A 15,333-nucleotide genomic window follows, 5' to 3' on the forward strand; every position below is an offset into this window, starting at 1 on the left:
CCTTTCCAGCCACAAGAGCTCGGCCGCAGCGGCAGCCTTGCGCGACATGGGTGCCTGGTTCCTGTTCCTGCCGCCATACAGCCCCGACCTCAACCCGATCGAAATGGCCTTCTCCAAACTCAAGGCGCTGATCAGAAAAGCCGCCGCCCGCACCTACGATCAGCTTTGGGCTGCGGTTGGCCAGGTCTGCGACCTCTTCTCCGACGAGGAATGCTACAACTACTTCAAAGCTGCAGGGTATGAGGCCGATTGAGTGCAACAGGCTTTTAGAACCGCCACGAGGCAATGCCGGCCCGCAAGGCCCGGCTGCTGTCATTGCAGACCAGATGGGGCCAGTCCGACCACAGTGAAAGTCGATGCCATGTTGAAGACCAGTCCATCAGCAGGAACTGGAACGACGGTATCCGTCACGCTTATGGCACATATCCAACAGGCAGCCGCAACAGACCGCGAAACTGCAAACAAAGTTTCCTCCCAGCGGCCAGGACTACGGTCAATGTCGGACCATGCTTCGTGCGTCCTCCATCAAATTCAAGGTTTTCAGAATGCTGGTGGCGCTTGCCCGATATCCCTCCCCTCCATTGGGCAGACGAGATATCCGAAGTGACTGCAAAAAGCGTTTGCCAGTCCCCTGTGCACAAATGTCGTGCGGTCGTCGGGTATCAAAACGCACAGGACGAAGCCGCGGGGCGCCAGAAAATGGACATGCTTGACGTGGCTTCCCTTGATCGTGATGACGGCGCGGGCGTTCCACAGGCTGTCGGCTAAGGCCTGCAGATCCAGGCGTCCATGTCCACGATGCGGAAACCCCGGGCGGCCAGCGTCTCAGTAAGCGCATCCTTTCGGGCAAGAAGCCGCGCCTTGCCCTCTCCTCCGCGCCTGAGGCAGACCCGTTCCGTCGCAGAGCCTGTCGGGCCAAACCGTTCCGAGATCCTGGTGCGCATTTCATTATAGCGCCCGCGGCATGGATGGTGACGCCCCTGACAAGATCCAGTTGCCCTGGAAGGCTGACCGCAGGCGGGACTTCCTTGGTTTCCTCAGACTGCAGGACCTCGATCCGGGTGGCGGCCCTTTCAAGGCTCTGTTCAATCCCGATGTGCTTGAGAACCACATTTCAGACAGGCAGGCTGCGGTGGAATTGTGTTCGAAGGGGCATCTGGATGTCGGCCTGGCTCAGCCATGCGTCTCAGCATCGACCTTGCCCTCGCCGTGACGGTATCCGTTCAGAACCACGCCCAAGACATTGGTGTACTCTCCCACCTCGCGTTCGCAGCTGTCGAAGTCGCCGTATCGGGTCTGGTCGGCGCGTGCCAGGATCAGGGCGCAGTCCACATGCTGCAGAAAGGCCCGCGCATCATCGCCGATCAGGATCGAAGGTAGGTCGAAAATCATGATGTCGGGCGCATAATCCCCCTGGATCCGCGCCAGGGTGTCGCGGGTGGTGTCGGCCATCAGCAGCCGGGTTGGGTCGGTTTCGGGAGTGCCTGACAGGGCCAAGGCCAGATTGGCGCCGATCCGCCTCCCATGATCGGCAAAACCCCGTTCCCCGCGCAGCAGGGGCATGATCGAGGGAGGATTTTCCAGCCCCAGCAAGGTTGCGACCGAAGGTGCGCGCAGGTCGAAGTCAAACAGCATGGACCGCAGTTCCGGCTGGCGGCCAAGCGCAAGGGCCAGGTTCACCGCCGTGGTGGTCTTGCCGCATTTCGGCAGGGGCGAGGTGACGGCCAGCCGCCGCCAGCCGTTCTGGCGCATCTGGTACAGAATTTTGGTGCGCAGCACGTCGAAGGGCGTCGATTCTTGGGACGCGCTCTGCGACAGGATGCGCGCGTGGACCAAGGATGCATGGTCAAGCCCGACCTGGGGTAGGGCCTGCCACAGGGCATTCGTGCCGCCGTCGGCGCCCACAGCAGCGGCAGCGGGGGCAGGCGGGACTGCGCGGTCGGCCTGCGCCGATGCGGCGGAGGGTGGGGGGGTGTCGCCGCGCTCGGCCTCGCGCTTGCGGCGGGCGATCTCGATGGCGGCTTGCAGCTTTTCCATGACCGGACCTTCCTTCGTCTCAGCCCAGACCCAGCTGGGTGAGGATCTTCTGCGCCAGGATGTCCAGCGGCATGTATTGGGTATGAATGGCCCATAGACCCGAAGGGATCACGATCACCACCGCCAGAATGGCCAACAGCCGGATGGCTTGGCGACGACGACGTTCGGCACGGCCCTCGATATAGGGAATAACTGCAAGGGGGGTGATCTGGAAGCGGGATCTTAATTCGGCCGGGCGGCGGATGGCGTTGTTCAGAAGCTCCATCAACACGAAGAACCCGCCCGCCAGACCCAGGCCCAAGCCGATGCCCGCCAAGGCGATCTTCTTGCGGTTCGGTCCCGACGGCTGACTGGGCACGCTTGCGGCCTCGATCACGCTAATACGTTGCCCCTGGGCCGAGGTTTCCACCCTCTCGACCTGCCGGGCCTGGTCCAGACTGACCACGGCCGCATTGTAGCGGGCTTGAATGTTCTGCTGGTCGCGTTCAAGCGCCCCAAGCGCGATGGCATTGGCGGCCGTCGCACTAGTCGAGGCAGCCAAGCTTTCCAGTTCGGAATTGGCCTGCAGGCGTTCGTTTTCCAGCATAGTCACGCGGCTGTCGATCTGGGACAGGTTCATATCCAGCAGCGAATTGCCGGTATTGCCAGTATTGCCAGGAACGACCTGTGCCTCAACCGCGCGTTCAGCATTGGCAATGCGGTTCCGCAAGGCGCGCACGCGGGGACTGTCTTCCGCATAGATGCCAAGCACACTGTTCAGTTCAGCTCGCAAGGCCGCCAGTTGCTGCTGTTCGGGGGACTGTGGTGCCGTCTGTGCGGAGATATTGCCGGTCTGCTCAAACAGCCGCACCATCTCTGCCCGCTGCGCCTGCAGGACAGCCAAATCGCTTTCCAGCCGTGCCACCCGTTCCTGGAGCAGCGACTGGCGGTCTTGGCGATATTGTAAGTTCTCAGGCAGGGCGTCGGCGTTCTCGCGCTTAAATTCTAGGATCCGGGCGTTCTGCCGGTCCAGATCCTGGCTCAGTCGCTCGACCTCCTGCTGGAAGAAGGCTAGGCGGCTCTCGGCCAGGCCGACGCGGTTGCGGGTGTTGGTGCCCAGGATCAAGGTGGTATATTCGTTGACGACCGCTGCGGCGGTCCGCGGGTTCTGCGAGGTGAAGCTGACCAGCATCATCGTCGCCGCGTCTCGCCCGCCGGACCGGCGGATGTTGGTATCGGTGCGCATCCGATCCAGCTTCTCGTCCACGCTCAGCGTGCTGTTCTGGCCAAAGACATTCAGCTTGTTGGCCACGTCAATCAGATTGGCGCGGGTCATCAGCTGCTGTTCGATCACCTGCAGCATCTCGGCCTCGTCGCCACCCGTATCGCGGCTGTCCAGGATGCGCGGGTTTTCCACCAGAAGCCGGGCCGAGGCCGAATAGGTCGACGGCGCCCGGATCGCCCAGGCTGCACCGAAGGCCGAACAGATGATCAGCAGCGCCAGCATCACCGGCAGGCGCCGCATCAAGAGGGACCAGTAAAATCTCAGGTCGATCATGTCGCGTCCCGTTTGACCTCTTGCTCATGGGCCAGAACCAGCCTGGTGGGGCGTTCGGGCAGGGTGGGTTCGGGAGGGGCGGTCAGGATCAGCCCGTCGCGGATTAGTTCGTCGATGATGTCGGCGCTGATCACATGGCGGTCCGCCGCCGCGCCATAGACCAAGGCCAGATCGGCGATCTTGTTAATCATGCGGGGCACACCGCGCGCTTCCGCATGGATGCGGGCTGTCGCGGCGGCGTCAATTTCCAACCCCGATCCGCCCGCCTTCTGCAACCTGTGGTGGATGTAGGCGGCCGAAGTGTCGGCATCGAAGCTGCCCAGGTGGAAGGTGGCGCTGACGCGCTGCGCGAACTGGCGCAGCTCGGGCCGGGTGATGATCTCGCGCAGCTCGGGCTGGCCCAGCAGGATCAGCTGAAGCAATTCGTCCGTGCCCGAATTGATGTTGGTCAGCATCCGCAGCTCTTCTAGCGTGTCGGCGCCCAAGTTCTGCGCCTCGTCGAAGATCAGGACGACCAAACGGCCTGACGCATATTCGGACAGCACGAAGTCCTGGAAAGCCTGAAACATGTCCACGTAATCGGTTCCCGCTGGGACGGCGATTTCGAAGGCATTGAGGATCCAGCGCAACAAATCCCCCCGGTCGCCTCGCGCGTTCGAGATCAGCCCAACCCGCATGTCGGGATCAACGCGGCGCAGCAGCGCTTGGATCAGCGTGGTCTTGCCGGCCCCGACCTCTCCGGTGACGACGGTCAGGGGGGCACGGGTCATCAGCCCGTATTCCAACACAGCAAAGGCCTTCCGATGCCGGTCAGACCAGAACAGCATGTCAGGATCCGGCAGGATCGAGAACGGGCGAACCGAAAAGCCGTAATGGTCTAGATAGAACTGGCTCAATCGCGCACGCACTCCGAAATCGACAAGGACGATATACCTGTCCGGGCAGACATTTGCCAGCCTGCCGCCCCGTCGTTCCGAGCTACCTGCCCAAAAGTGAGGACAAAAGCCGCTGAGTCGGAAGGGTCTACACGCCACACCCCCCTGATTTCTACCTAGGGTTGCTGGATTATTTCAAGCTTGCCATTCAGGATAGCGCGAAAATGCCACGGACGTCGGCAAGCGTGAGCTTTTGATAAAAATTTAAGGAATTTTTAATCTAATCGTTCAGGTCCCTGGAACGTCATGCTAGGCTTGCCTTGTTCACGGGAATGGCGTTTCCGCGGCGGGGTCTGATTTGTTGGCCATGCCGAGTTTCCGGAAATTCGCGCCGGTTATCCTTCCGGGGACATTTTTTCATGGTTTTTCCTCGATGGAGGGAATTTTGACGATCAACACGCGCATGACCGACTTCAAAGCCGACCTTGCCCTGCCAGATGTCGATTTTTCCGACGTCACCGAAGATTGGGGCCTCTACCGGAGCGGGGTCAAGCGAGCGTTCGAGACTTTACTGGTTCTGCTCTCCTTACCCGTCACTCTGCCACTGATCCTGCTGATGGCGCTTCTGGTAGCCTGCGACGGAAGCAATCCCTTCTTTGTGCAAAAGCGCCTGGGCCGGAACGGCCGAGTGTTCCGCATCTGGAAACTACGCTCCATGGTGGTGGATGCCGAAGACCGCCTGAAGGCTCATCTGGACCGCGACCCGGCGGCCCGACATCAATGGGACAGCACCCAGAAGCTGAAGCAGGATCCGCGCGTCACCCGAATCGGTCGGCTTTTGCGCAAAACCTCGATGGACGAACTGCCCCAGCTTTTGAACGTGCTGAACGGCACCATGTCGCTGGTCGGTCCCCGCCCGATGATGGTCAATCAGCGGCACCTGTATTACGGGCGGGCCTATTACCGGCTGCGTCCGGGGATCACGGGCTTGTGGCAGATCTCCGCACGTAACGATTCGGAATTCGTAGCGCGGGTGCGCTATGATGAGGAATATCACCGCGATCTGTCCGTCCTGCTTGACCTAGGCATTCTAGCACGCACAGTAATGGTCGTTCTGCGCGGCACTGGATATTAAGGTCGCGTGTTTTCCGCGTCGGTCGTCAGAATGCCGTCCGCCGCGCCCAAGCCGAGACCGTGACGATCATGCTTTCCTATCTTCCCCCTGCCTTTCTGCCCGCTCGGCGGGGCGCGCGCCTGCTTCTGTCTACTGCCCTGGTCGTGGGGCTGGGTTTGTCGCTTGCTGGCTGCAAGACATCCGCCGAAAGGGCTGACGACTATTATCAATCCGGCCTTGAGCTGCTGGAACAGGGCGACACGGACCGGGCCATCGTGCAGTTCCGTAACGTCTTCGACATTGACGGCACCCATTATGAGGCCCGCAAAACCTTGGCGGAAACCTTTCGCCAGCGAGGGAATGCAGCCCAAGCCTACAGTCAGTATCTGCGTTTGGCCGAACAGTATCCTGACGACCTTCCCACGCGGATTGCCCTAGCGCGCTTGGCCTTCGACGGGCAGCAGGTCGATGAATTCGACCGCCATACCACCCGCGCGGTCGAGATCGCGCCCCAGGACCCGGACGTGCAGGTTCTGGATCTGGCCCGCCGGTTTCGCGATGCCACTCTGGCCGAGGACAAAGCTGCGCGCGAGACCTTGGGCCAGGAAGCCGCCCGCATGGCCGCCGAACGCCCCGACGATGTCCTGCTTCTGGGCATGTTGCTGGATCTAGCTGCGGCAAAGCGTGATCTGGACGAAGCCGAGCGGCTAACCGCGCGACTTCTGGAATTGCAACCCAACAATCCGCAGCGCTACCGGCAGCGGCTGGCGCTTCTGGCCGAACGCGGCGACAACGCTGCCATCGAGGCGCATCTTCGCGCCACTATTGCCAAGTTCCCCGATGAGGGGCAGTTCAAAACTGATCTGCTCCGTTTCTACATGTCGGAAAACCAGCCCGACAAGGCCGAGGCTTTCTTGCGCGAACAGGCCGATGCTGCACCCGCCGGTGATCCTGCCCCACGTGCCGCGCTTGTCGGGTTCATCGAAAGGCAGCGCGGTGCCGATGCCGCGCGGGCCGAACTGGACCGCATCATCGCCGAAGGGGGTGATCCGCTGCTGTTCCGCACGATGCGCGCGGGCTTTGACTTCCAGGACGGCAAGCAGGCCGAAGCCATTGCTGAAATCCGCGAGGTTCTGGGTGGGCAGACCGAACCGACCGACGTGTCGCGCGATGTGCGCATCCAGCTGGCGCGGATGCTATGGGAAACCGGCGACCTAACCGGCGCGCGCCAGGAGGTCGATACGGTCCTGGGCCAGAACGCCGGCCATCCCGGCGCGCTGAAGCTGAAGGCCGCCTGGGACATCCAGGAAGACAGGGTGGACGATGCCATCCTGTCGCTGCGCACAGTCCTGGACCAAGTCCCCCAAGACGCCGGGGCCATGAGCCTGATGGCCGACGCCTATGAGCGGGCGGGCGAGCCGGATCTGGCGCGCGACTACCTGTCGCAGGCTGCCGTCGCATCGGGCAATGCGCCGGTCGAAACCCTGCGTTTGACAGCCCGGCTGATGTCCGAGGAGCGCTGGCGCCCGGCCGAGGATGCGATTCTGCCCGCGCTGCGTCGGGCCCCTGACAATCTGGATCTGCTAGTGGCACTTGGCCGGGTCTATCTGTCCATGCCCGACCTGCCGCGCGCTGAAGGGGTGATCACCCGCCTGCGTGAGATCGGCACGGACCAGGCGATCGCCGCGGCCGAGCGGCTGGATCTGAGCCGACTGGCCAGCCAGGAAGGTGATGCCGCGGCTCTTGCCTATCTGGAACAACAAGCCAATGCGGCGGATGCCGGCATTGGCGCAAAGCTGGGCCTGATCCGCGCCCAGCTTGCCTCGGGCCAGACCGAGGCAGCCCTGACGATGGCACAGGATCTGGTCGCGGCCGATCCTGCCAGCCGACCGGCCCGGATGGCCTTAGCCATAGCCCAAGCCGCAGGGGGCGATCTGCCCGCCGCGCGCGAGATCTTCCAGACACTGATCCAGGAACAGCCCCAGGAGCTGCCGCCTTATCTGTCGCTGATCCGTCTCGCCGTGCACGAGGGTCTGACAGATGAGGCCCTGTCTCTGACCGAACAGGGCCTGACCGCCATTCCCGACGACCCGGATCTGCTGTGGAGCAAGGCCGGCCTGATCGAACGCCAGGGTAACATCGACGGCGCCATTGCGATCTATGACCAGCTTTATGCGCGCGATTCATCCTCCCTGATTGTCGCCAACAACCTGGCCAGTCTGCTGTCCACCTGGAAATCCAACGACCCGGCGGCTGTGGCCCGCGCATCCGCCGTGGCGCGGCGGCTGAAGGACACGACCGTGCCCGCCTTTATGGACACCTATGGATGGATCCAGCATCTGAACGGCGACAGCCAAGCCGCCCTGCCCTATCTGGAAGGGGCTGCGGCCGCCCTGGACACCGATCCCCTGGTGCAGCTTCACCTGGGTGTTGTCCAAGCCGCTCTGGGTCAGACCGAGGCCGCGAAGGCCCAACTGGAAAAGGGCCTAGGGATGCTGCCCGAAGACCAGGAAGGCCAGACAATCACCGCCGCGCGCGAGGCCTTGGCCCGGCTGAACGACCCAGCGTCTGCCAATGCACCATCCGATAGGCCAGCCGAGGCTACCCCAGAAGGCGCCCCTGCGGACAGCGCCGAGGCAGCAGCGCCGGCACCGGGGCAGGCCGGAAACTGAAGGCCGTGAACCGAAGGCTGGCAGGACTGGCCTTCGGATTGTCCTGAAGCCACAGGCGGGGCTGTGATCCTGTGGTGACAGGAGAATGATTTTTCGTTCTCGGCCCCTTTCGGGTCGTGGCATTGTGATAACTAGTGATCCTTGACGGGCCAGATGCCGAAAGGCGCGCCGGACGGGAAACAGACGAAGGGACTGATCCATGACCATCCTGCTGCGTTTGATGCTGGCCGCCCTGCTGGCCGTGCCGCTGGCCTTTGGGCAGGGCGCCCAAGCCCAGGAATACCGAATCCAGGCCGGCGACCGGCTGATGATCGAGGTGCTCGAGGATGCGACGCTGAACCGCACCGTGCCTGTCTTGCCGGGCGGCACCATCAACTTTCCCTATGCGGGCAGCCTCCAGGTGGCGGGCCAGTCGCCCTCCTCTGTGGGGGACCGCATCAGCCAGGCACTTTCGGGGGTGCTGGCATCCCCGCCGACGGTCTTCGTGACCGCCATGCCGCTGGACCTGCCCGAACCCCCAGCCGCAGCGGTGGAGGAGGAGGTGGTGGTCAACATCTATATCATGGGCGAGGCCGGCGCTCCCGGTCCCAAGGCCGTGCTGCCCGGAACCACCTTCCTGCAAGCCCTGTCCCAAGCTGGCGGGCTGACCCCCTTCGCCGCGACCAAACGCATCCAATTGCGCCGCGCGGGGACGCCGGGGCAGGTGATCACCGTGAACTATGCTGCGATCATGCGGGGGGCAGGCATGAACCTCGATCCCGTCCTTGTCGAAGGCGACGTAATCATCATTCCCGAACGCGGCTTGTTCGAGTGACGCGGATGCGGCGCGGGATGGCGGCGGGCATCGCAGGGCTTCTGGCCCTGACCTCAGTTGCGGCACAGGCCCAGGATGCCGACCCCGCGGCACCCCTGGGGCAGGTGACCATCGGCCAGCAGATCGCCCTGGAAGACGGCAACCTGATCGGCATCACGCCCCTGGACGTGATCCTGCGCACCGGCACCCGTGTCCAGACGCTGCAATTCAACCTGTCTGCGCCCTTCCGCCTGAACGACCCCGAGGAGGACGGCAACTTCGCCCTGGGCGATCCGCAGGCCCGGTTCCTGTTCAGGCGCGGCGTGCGCAATTCCGCCGTCGAGGCCGAGCTTGGCTATCGCGAGAACGATCTGGACGAGGAAATCCTGTTCGACGACATCAGCAATGAATTCGTCACCGTGAACGGCGGGCGCGTGGCGCAGACGGATGCCCGGCTGACCTATGTCTTTGGCCGGGAAGCCAAGCTCGGGGGCGAATTTGGCCTGTCCTGGCTGAAGCGCGATTACAGCGACACCACCGATCCCGATCTGGACGACAGCGAAACCCGCCGCGGCAACATTATCTTCTATCTGGAACCGACATCCACGATCCGCGCCCGGATCCTGGCCGAAGCCAGCCGCACGGACGGGGATACCGACAACAGCCGGACCAACCGCTATGGCGCAGGGGCATCCCTGCAGGTGGACAAGGTGACCAACCTGGATGTGGAACTGGCCCGCACCAGCATCCGCCGCAATGACAACGGCATCCCCGAAGAAACCGAAGGTCCGTCGGTGCGCCTGAACCTGACCCGGTCGCGGCCCCTGGGGGACTGGTCGCTGGCCTTTTCATCGGATCCCGGCACATCCGGGCGGCGCGAGAATTTCAACATCGGCCGAACGCTGGATCTGCGGTATTACAACCTGTCGGGCCAGATCGGCGTGACGCGGTTCCAGGGCAATTACGACCCGATTTTTCAGATCGCCTATGACCAGCAACTCAGCCGACTCTCGCAGTTCCAAGCCTCGCTGCGCCGCGCCGGCGTCACCGACACGGACGGGGACGAGGCATTGAATACTGAGGTCACGGCCAATTACAGCCGCCAGATCTCGGAAGTGTCCAGCATCGCCGCCAATCTGCGCTTTCGCGAAAGCGAGGTGCAGTCGGGCGACAGCGAGGATGCGCGGTCGGTGTCCTTTGGGCTGGACTACAACCGAAGCCTGCCCAACGATTTTTCCTTGGTCGCAGGCGCCAGCGTCATCCGCAGCAAGGACAGCAACGGCACGCGTGACGACGAGGAACGGGTTTATGTTGGTGTGAACCGCAGTTTCACCTTCCTGCCCTGATCCTCAGGCGAAGGGGTCCAGGATCCGGCAGCCGGTAGGGCGGAAATCCGACACATTGCCAGTGACGACCGTCCCATCATGGGCTAGGGCGGTCGCCGCGATCTGAAGATCCGCCCCACCATGCCCGATCCGCGCAGACAGAGCCCCCCAGATCCGCGCTTCGGCCGCGCCAAAGAGCAGCAGGCGGTCTTGGAACAACGCTTGGGTGCGGTTGGCCCAGTCACGCAGATCGGCCGCAAAACCCGGGTTTCGGCTTTCCTGGCGGATGATGCCGCGCTCGATTTCCCCCAGGGTGATAACCGACAGAAACAGGCTGTCCTCGGGCAGGGCAGCCAGGAAGGCCGCGATGCGCGGCCTGCGATCCGGGCGACGCAGGGCAGAGATCACGTTCGTGTCCAGGATCAGCATTCAGAAATCGACATTGCGCGGCCAGACCTGGGGGCGGGGATCATCCTCCAGCCCCGGAAAGTCCAGCAGATGCTGCAGGAAGCTGTGGTGCCGGTCTTGGGCCGCCTGGCGCATCCGGTCGTAATCCGCGGCCGACAGCACGACCACCGCCGGTTTGCCGCGCCGTGTCACCTGCTGCGGCTGGCCTGCCATAGCCGCATCGACCACGGCAGAAAAGTGGTTTTTGGCATCCTGAAGAGTCCACATGAGCCTGACCTGTCTAGCTAGCTAGCCAGCTAGACAGTTAATATCAGACACGGGCGATTTCAATTAGATGATCGCCACGCTGGATAGAAGTCATAGGAACAGGGCACAGGCCGCTTGCAAGCCAGCTTGTGGGTCTTGGTTAACGCTGTGGAGATCGGAAGATCCATCTTAATAACCTGTTAACCATTGGTTGCCACAATGCAGAAACCACCAAAGTTTGCATCATCTTAGGGTTGAATGTGAATATAGTTCATCTATCTTATGGCTTATTAGTACGTACAAATTAAACCAAGAAACCAGAGGGCGTCCCGGCTGATGGCCTTATCCGCGCAAGGCGCAAATCCCGGCTTTCCGGCTATGTCATGATCATCCTTGCGCTGATTTTGATCCTTACAGGCTCCTTTGCAGGGGCGTTCCTTCTGTGGCTGCATGACGCGTCCTTCTGGATGATCGTACTGGGTTACGTGGGCGGCGGCTGGGCAGGGCTTCTGGCAGGGTTGCCGATGATTCTGCTGGTCCGGCTGTACTTGAACAGGCGCAGGATGCCGCGGCGGCGGTGGATCGCGCTTGCGGATGCAAAAGCGCAGCATTCCAAGGGACAGTGACGGCCTGCACCGTCCGATCCATTCCCCCGGCCTTGCGTCCCGCCCTTGATTGAGGCAACCCCGGTCGGCGCGGACAGAACCGCGGGAATGGAACGGACAACTGCCATGACTGCGGCAATCGGCAGCACCGCCACGGGGGCGGCGATCAGCTTCGAAGGGGTTGGCAAGGCTTTCGTCGGGCCGGGCGGCACGCGCATCAGCGCGCTTGCCGATGTGACACTGACGGTGGAACCCGGCGCCATCTGCGGCATCATCGGCCGGTCGGGTGCGGGAAAATCCACGCTGCTGCGGATGGTCAACGGGCTGGAACGTCCCACGGCGGGAACGGTCACGGTGGCCGGCCGCGACGTGGGCCGCGCCAAGAGCGCCGCGCTGCGGGCCATTCGGCGCGAGGTCGGAATGATATTCCAGCATTTCAACCTGCTGGCATCCCGCACCGTGGCGGGCAACATCGCCCTGCCGCTGGAAATCGCGGGGGAGCCGGCCGACAGGATCCGCGCCCGCACAGCCGACCTGATCGCGCGGGTGGGCCTGGACGGGTTGGCCGGGCGTTATCCGGCGGAACTCTCGGGCGGGCAGAAGCAGCGGGTGGGCATCGCCCGGGCGCTTGCCACCAGCCCCAAGGTGCTGCTGTCGGACGAGGCGACAAGCGCCCTGGACCCCGAGACCACGCAGACCGTGCTGCGGCTGCTGGCCGACATCAACCGTGACCTGGGCCTGACAATCCTGCTCATCACGCATGAAATGGCCGTGGTCCGCGACATCGCCAGCCACATGGCGGTGATCGAGGGCGGGCGGATCGTGGAATCCGGGCCGACCTATGACATCTTCACGCGGCCCACGCATCCGACCACGCGGTCCTTCCTAGGCGGCGTCACCGGCCTGACCCTTCCCGCCTTCATCGCTGGGCGGCTGCTGGACCATCGCCCCGACGGCCCTTCGGAAGAAGTGATCCGCGTCACCTTCGCCGGAAACCACGCCACTGACCCGATGCTGTCCAAGCTGGCCGTCGAGAAGGGCATCGCCTCCAACATCCTGGCCGGCGCGATCGAGGAGGTGGGGCCCCATCCCTTCGGCAACCTGCTGATTTCCGTCGATGCCGCGCGGGGCGCCGAGGCGCGGGCCTATCTGGAACAACACGGGCTTCTGACCGAGGTGCTGGGCCATGTCCGCTAACCTGATCTGGCTGCTATACGAAGCCACGCTGCAGACCTTGTACATGGTCGCGGCCTCGACCGTGCTGGGCACCGTCTTCGGCCTACCGCTGGGGGTATTCCTGGCCACGTCCCAGCGGGGCGAACTGCTGTCGGCGCCGTGGCTGAACAAGGTGCTGGGGCTGGTGGTCAACGCCACGCGGTCGGTGCCCTTCATCATCCTGGTCGTGGCGATCATCCCGCTGACCCGCGCCATCGTTGGCACATCCATCGGCACCAACGCGGCCATCGTGCCCCTGACCCTGGCCGCGATCCCCTTCATCGCCCGCCTTGTCGAAAACGCGATCCGAGAGGTCGATGCCGGCCTAATCGAGGCCGCGCGCGCCATGGGCGCGACACCCATGCAGATCATCACCAAGGTCCTGGTCCGCGAGGCCCGGCCCGGCATCGCCCTGGGCCTGACGCTGGCCGTGGTCAGCCTGATCGGCTATTCCGCCATGGTCGGGGCTGTCGGCGGCGAGGGCCTGGGCGACTTAGGGATCCGCTACGGCTATCAGCGCTTCATGCCCGATGTGATGCTGGCCGTGGTGGTGATCCTGATCGTGCTGGTGCAACTGGTGCAAAGCATCGGCGAATGGATCGCCGCCCGCTTCGACAAGCGCGCGCCCCGCAACCGGGGCCGCTAAGGTTTTCTTCGCAGACAAGAAAGGAACCCATCCGATGCTGCGTCTTGTTACCCTGACCTCCGCCTTGGCGCTGTCGGCCGCCGCTGCCATGGCCGAAGACATCAAGGTCGGCGTCTCGCCCGGCGAACATGCCGAGATCATGGAAGAAGTGGCCAAGGTCGCTGAGCCCATGGGCCTCAACATCGAGGTGGTCGAGTTCTCGGACTATGTAATCCCGAACACGGCGCTTGCCGATGGCGACATCCAGGCCAACAGCTTCCAGCACCGCCCCTATCTGGAAAACCAGATCAAGGACCGCGGCTTCGACCTGGTGGAAATCGGCACCACCATCACCACGCCCATGGGTATCTATTCCGACAAGCTGGAAAGCTTGGACGCTCTGCCGGACGGCGCCAAGATCGGCATCCCCAACGATCCGACCAATGGCGGCCGCGCGCTGCTGTTGCTGCAGGACCTGGGCCTGCTGACCCTGGCCGAGGGCACCGGCCTGGTGCCGACGCCGCTGGACATCACCGAAAACCTCAAGGATCTGGAATTCCTGGAACTGGACGCGGCGCAACTGCCCCGGTCGCTGGCCGACACGGACGCATCGATCATCAACACCAACTATGCTTTGGCAGCGGGCCTGAACCCGAACGAAGACACCATCGCCATGGAAAAGGCCGACAGCCCCTATGTGAACATCATCGTGGTGCGTCAGGGCGACAAGGACCAGGATTGGGCGAAAAAGCTGGTCGAGGCCTATCACAGCGCCGAGGTGAAGGCCTTCATCGACGAGAAATATGAAGGCTCGGTACTGACCAGCTGGTAAGGTCCTAAAGGGCCGCGCAAGCGGCCCTTACTTTTTACTTAAAAGAGGAAGACTTCTATAGGGGTAGGGGAACAACAATCAGGCTCATGACAGCGCCTGCAAGCAGCCCTGCCGGTATGGCAACGCTCAAGGCGGTTCATGATCCCCTGGCCCTCTGTCTAGAGATCCAGATCGTGATCCTTGCGGCGCAGCTCATGTTGCGCCCGCTCGTGCTGGTGCTCGCGCGCCAGGAGCCATTCCTTGGCCAGTTCCGCCTGTCGCCGGGGCAGACCGAAGCTCTCGTGGCTCTCGGCCGCCGCCACCAAAGCCCAGGCGATCTCGCGCCGCTGCCCTGCCTCGGGAAAGTCGGCAGCCAGCGCCCGATCGTCACCCCTGGCGATCTGCGCCATGACCGTCTCGCCGTAGCGCTCCTTCAGGTCGGCGGCAAAGCGCTCGGCATGGTCCTCCCGCTCGAACTCCACCCGGCCGTGCCGGCGATGCACGGTGGCCAGCGTCTCCAGAGTGCGGACCAGGCGATCGCTGTCGCGACTGTGGACGGCCTCGCGGGCATGCTCCATTTCCAGGGCTCGGTTCAGCACCGTGGCGGCTGTGGCATAGAAGCGGTCCACAATGTCGACCACCTGGTCGCGCTCGGCCTTTACGTTGAGACCGAGCCCACGGGCGGCCGAGACTGCCTTCAGATCCGCCTTGACCCACTCGCGCTCCTGCCAGGCATTCGCCGCCGGATGCTCGAGCCGCCGCTCCATTGCGCCGCGCTCGATGCCGATGGCTTTGGCCGCCTCCAGGACCGCGCTTCGCACCTCGTAAGCTGTGCTCCGCGACAGGGTCTTCGTGACCGTCCCGCGGGCGATGAAGTCCTCTCCCATGAGGGTCTGGTAAAGCTCGGATCGGGGTGGCTTCATCACCAGCTCGGCCCCGCGCGCATTGCCCAGGCCGCGCAGGATCGCCGTGGTGACCTGGGCCAGTTCGGTGCGCATCTTGCGCCGGTCCTCGGGACCAAGGGTGGCGATTTCCCCTTCGACCCGGTCAAGCCAGGTGGCAAACACCCG

General features: G+C 63.4%; 15 protein-coding genes. 9 read left to right on the plus strand and 6 right to left on the minus strand.

Going from position 1 to position 15,333, the window contains the following annotated elements:
• Positions 1-253, plus strand: a 253-nt coding sequence (locus CK944_RS19905) for a transposase (protein ID WP_192877790.1), incomplete at its 5' end; no start/stop codon positions are given.
• Positions 254-1,173: 920 nt separating this feature from the next.
• Here CK944_RS19905 and CK944_RS19915 read toward each other — a convergent pair.
• The 3 genes from CK944_RS19915 to CK944_RS19925 are packed head-to-tail and all read right to left on the minus strand — an operon-like array spanning position 1,174 to position 4,482.
• Complete coding sequence (locus CK944_RS19915; protein ID WP_103174810.1) at positions 1,174-2,037, minus strand: CpsD/CapB family tyrosine-protein kinase; 864 nt, start codon at positions 2,035-2,037, stop codon at positions 1,174-1,176.
• A 19-nt stretch (positions 2,038-2,056) separates the two neighbouring features.
• Positions 2,057-3,574, minus strand: a complete 1,518-nt coding sequence (locus CK944_RS19920) for a lipopolysaccharide biosynthesis (RefSeq protein ID WP_103174811.1) — start codon at positions 3,572-3,574, stop codon at positions 2,057-2,059.
• The gene (locus CK944_RS19925) at positions 3,571-4,482 is read right to left on the minus strand and encodes an ExeA family protein (RefSeq protein ID WP_239986178.1); all 912 of its coding nucleotides are present in this window, start codon (positions 4,480-4,482) and stop codon (positions 3,571-3,573) included. The genes CK944_RS19920 and CK944_RS19925 overlap by 4 nt, the downstream gene beginning before the upstream one ends.
• 430 nt (positions 4,483-4,912) lie before the next feature.
• Between CK944_RS19925 and CK944_RS19930 the strand changes: the two genes are divergently transcribed.
• From CK944_RS19930 to CK944_RS19945, 4 genes are all read left to right on the plus strand, one after another.
• Positions 4,913-5,584: a sugar transferase gene (locus CK944_RS19930; RefSeq protein ID WP_103174823.1), complete on the plus strand. Its 672-nt coding sequence runs from the start codon at positions 4,913-4,915 to the stop codon at positions 5,582-5,584.
• Positions 5,585-5,652: 68 nt separating this feature from the next.
• Positions 5,653-8,235 carry a tetratricopeptide repeat protein gene (locus tag CK944_RS19935; RefSeq protein WP_239986179.1) on the plus strand — a complete coding sequence of 861 codons (2,583 nt, stop codon included), beginning with the start codon at positions 5,653-5,655 and terminating at the stop codon, positions 8,233-8,235.
• 199 nt (positions 8,236-8,434) lie between these two features.
• The gene (locus CK944_RS19940; RefSeq protein WP_103174814.1) at positions 8,435-9,049 is read left to right on the plus strand and encodes a polysaccharide biosynthesis/export family protein; all 615 of its coding nucleotides are present in this window, start codon (positions 8,435-8,437) and stop codon (positions 9,047-9,049) included.
• Between the two features lie 5 nt (positions 9,050-9,054).
• Positions 9,055-10,374 (plus strand): hypothetical protein, encoded by a 1,320-nt coding sequence (locus CK944_RS19945; RefSeq protein WP_146038723.1) that lies wholly within the window; start codon positions 9,055-9,057, stop codon positions 10,372-10,374.
• Between the two features lie 3 nt (positions 10,375-10,377).
• Here CK944_RS19945 and CK944_RS19950 read toward each other — a convergent pair whose 3' ends face one another.
• Together CK944_RS19950 and CK944_RS19955 are read right to left on the minus strand one after the other, a co-directional pair.
• The gene (locus tag CK944_RS19950; RefSeq protein ID WP_103174816.1) at positions 10,378-10,782 is read right to left on the minus strand and encodes a type II toxin-antitoxin system VapC family toxin; all 405 of its coding nucleotides are present in this window, start codon (positions 10,780-10,782) and stop codon (positions 10,378-10,380) included.
• Positions 10,783-11,028 carry a type II toxin-antitoxin system Phd/YefM family antitoxin gene (locus CK944_RS19955; protein WP_103174817.1) on the minus strand — a complete coding sequence of 82 codons (246 nt, stop codon included), beginning with the start codon at positions 11,026-11,028 and terminating at the stop codon, positions 10,783-10,785.
• Between the two features lie 362 nt (positions 11,029-11,390).
• Here CK944_RS19955 and CK944_RS19960 point away from each other — a divergent pair, with 362 nt between their 5' ends.
• The 4 genes from CK944_RS19960 (at position 11,391) to CK944_RS19975 (ending at position 14,284) form a co-directional block, all read left to right on the plus strand.
• Positions 11,391-11,633, plus strand: coding sequence for a hypothetical protein (locus tag CK944_RS19960; protein WP_103174818.1), 243 nt, complete (start codon positions 11,391-11,393; stop codon positions 11,631-11,633).
• Positions 11,634-11,738: 105 nt separating this feature from the next.
• Positions 11,739-12,809, plus strand: a complete 1,071-nt coding sequence (locus CK944_RS19965) for a methionine ABC transporter ATP-binding protein (protein WP_103174819.1) — start codon at positions 11,739-11,741, stop codon at positions 12,807-12,809.
• Positions 12,799-13,473: a methionine ABC transporter permease gene (locus tag CK944_RS19970; RefSeq protein ID WP_103174820.1), complete on the plus strand. Its 675-nt coding sequence runs from the start codon at positions 12,799-12,801 to the stop codon at positions 13,471-13,473. Before CK944_RS19965 ends, CK944_RS19970 begins: the two co-directional genes overlap by 11 nt.
• A 34-nt stretch (positions 13,474-13,507) precedes the next feature.
• On the plus strand, positions 13,508-14,284 hold the full coding sequence (locus tag CK944_RS19975) for a MetQ/NlpA family ABC transporter substrate-binding protein (RefSeq protein ID WP_103174821.1): 777 nt from the start codon (positions 13,508-13,510) through the stop codon (positions 14,282-14,284).
• Positions 14,285-14,442: 158 nt separating this feature from the next.
• On the opposite strand, the gene CK944_RS23405 is transcribed toward CK944_RS19975, so the two are convergent.
• Positions 14,443-15,333: hypothetical protein (locus CK944_RS23405; RefSeq protein ID WP_158248086.1), on the minus strand; the 891-nt coding region annotated here is incomplete at its 5' end.

This window comes from Paracoccus sp. SY (genome assembly GCF_002901215.1).
Lineage (GTDB): Bacteria > Pseudomonadota > Alphaproteobacteria > Rhodobacterales > Rhodobacteraceae > Paracoccus > Paracoccus acridae.

What these genes read in the sequence shown, in the direction of transcription:
- CK944_RS19915 (WP_103174810.1), bottom strand. Translation starts at nt 2,037, where the DNA reads ATGGAAAAGCTGCAAGCCGCCATCGAGATCGCCCGCCGCAAGCGCGAG.
- CK944_RS19920 (WP_103174811.1), bottom strand. Translation starts at nt 3,574, where the DNA reads ATGATCGACCTGAGATTTTACTGGTCCCTCTTGATGCGGCGCCTGCCG.
- CK944_RS19930 (WP_103174823.1), top strand. Translation starts at nt 4,913, where the DNA reads ATGACCGACTTCAAAGCCGACCTTGCCCTGCCAGATGTCGATTTTTCC.
- CK944_RS19935 (WP_239986179.1), top strand. Translation starts at nt 5,653, where the DNA reads ATGCTTTCCTATCTTCCCCCTGCCTTTCTGCCCGCTCGGCGGGGCGCG.
- CK944_RS19940 (WP_103174814.1), top strand. Translation starts at nt 8,435, where the DNA reads ATGACCATCCTGCTGCGTTTGATGCTGGCCGCCCTGCTGGCCGTGCCG.
- CK944_RS19945 (WP_146038723.1), top strand. Translation starts at nt 9,055, where the DNA reads ATGCGGCGCGGGATGGCGGCGGGCATCGCAGGGCTTCTGGCCCTGACC.
- CK944_RS19950 (WP_103174816.1), bottom strand. Translation starts at nt 10,782, where the DNA reads ATGCTGATCCTGGACACGAACGTGATCTCTGCCCTGCGTCGCCCGGAT.
- CK944_RS19955 (WP_103174817.1), bottom strand. Translation starts at nt 11,028, where the DNA reads ATGTGGACTCTTCAGGATGCCAAAAACCACTTTTCTGCCGTGGTCGAT.
- CK944_RS19960 (WP_103174818.1), top strand. Translation starts at nt 11,391, where the DNA reads ATGATCATCCTTGCGCTGATTTTGATCCTTACAGGCTCCTTTGCAGGG.
- CK944_RS19965 (WP_103174819.1), top strand. Translation starts at nt 11,739, where the DNA reads ATGACTGCGGCAATCGGCAGCACCGCCACGGGGGCGGCGATCAGCTTC.
- CK944_RS19970 (WP_103174820.1), top strand. Translation starts at nt 12,799, where the DNA reads ATGTCCGCTAACCTGATCTGGCTGCTATACGAAGCCACGCTGCAGACC.
- CK944_RS19975 (WP_103174821.1), top strand. Translation starts at nt 13,508, where the DNA reads ATGCTGCGTCTTGTTACCCTGACCTCCGCCTTGGCGCTGTCGGCCGCC.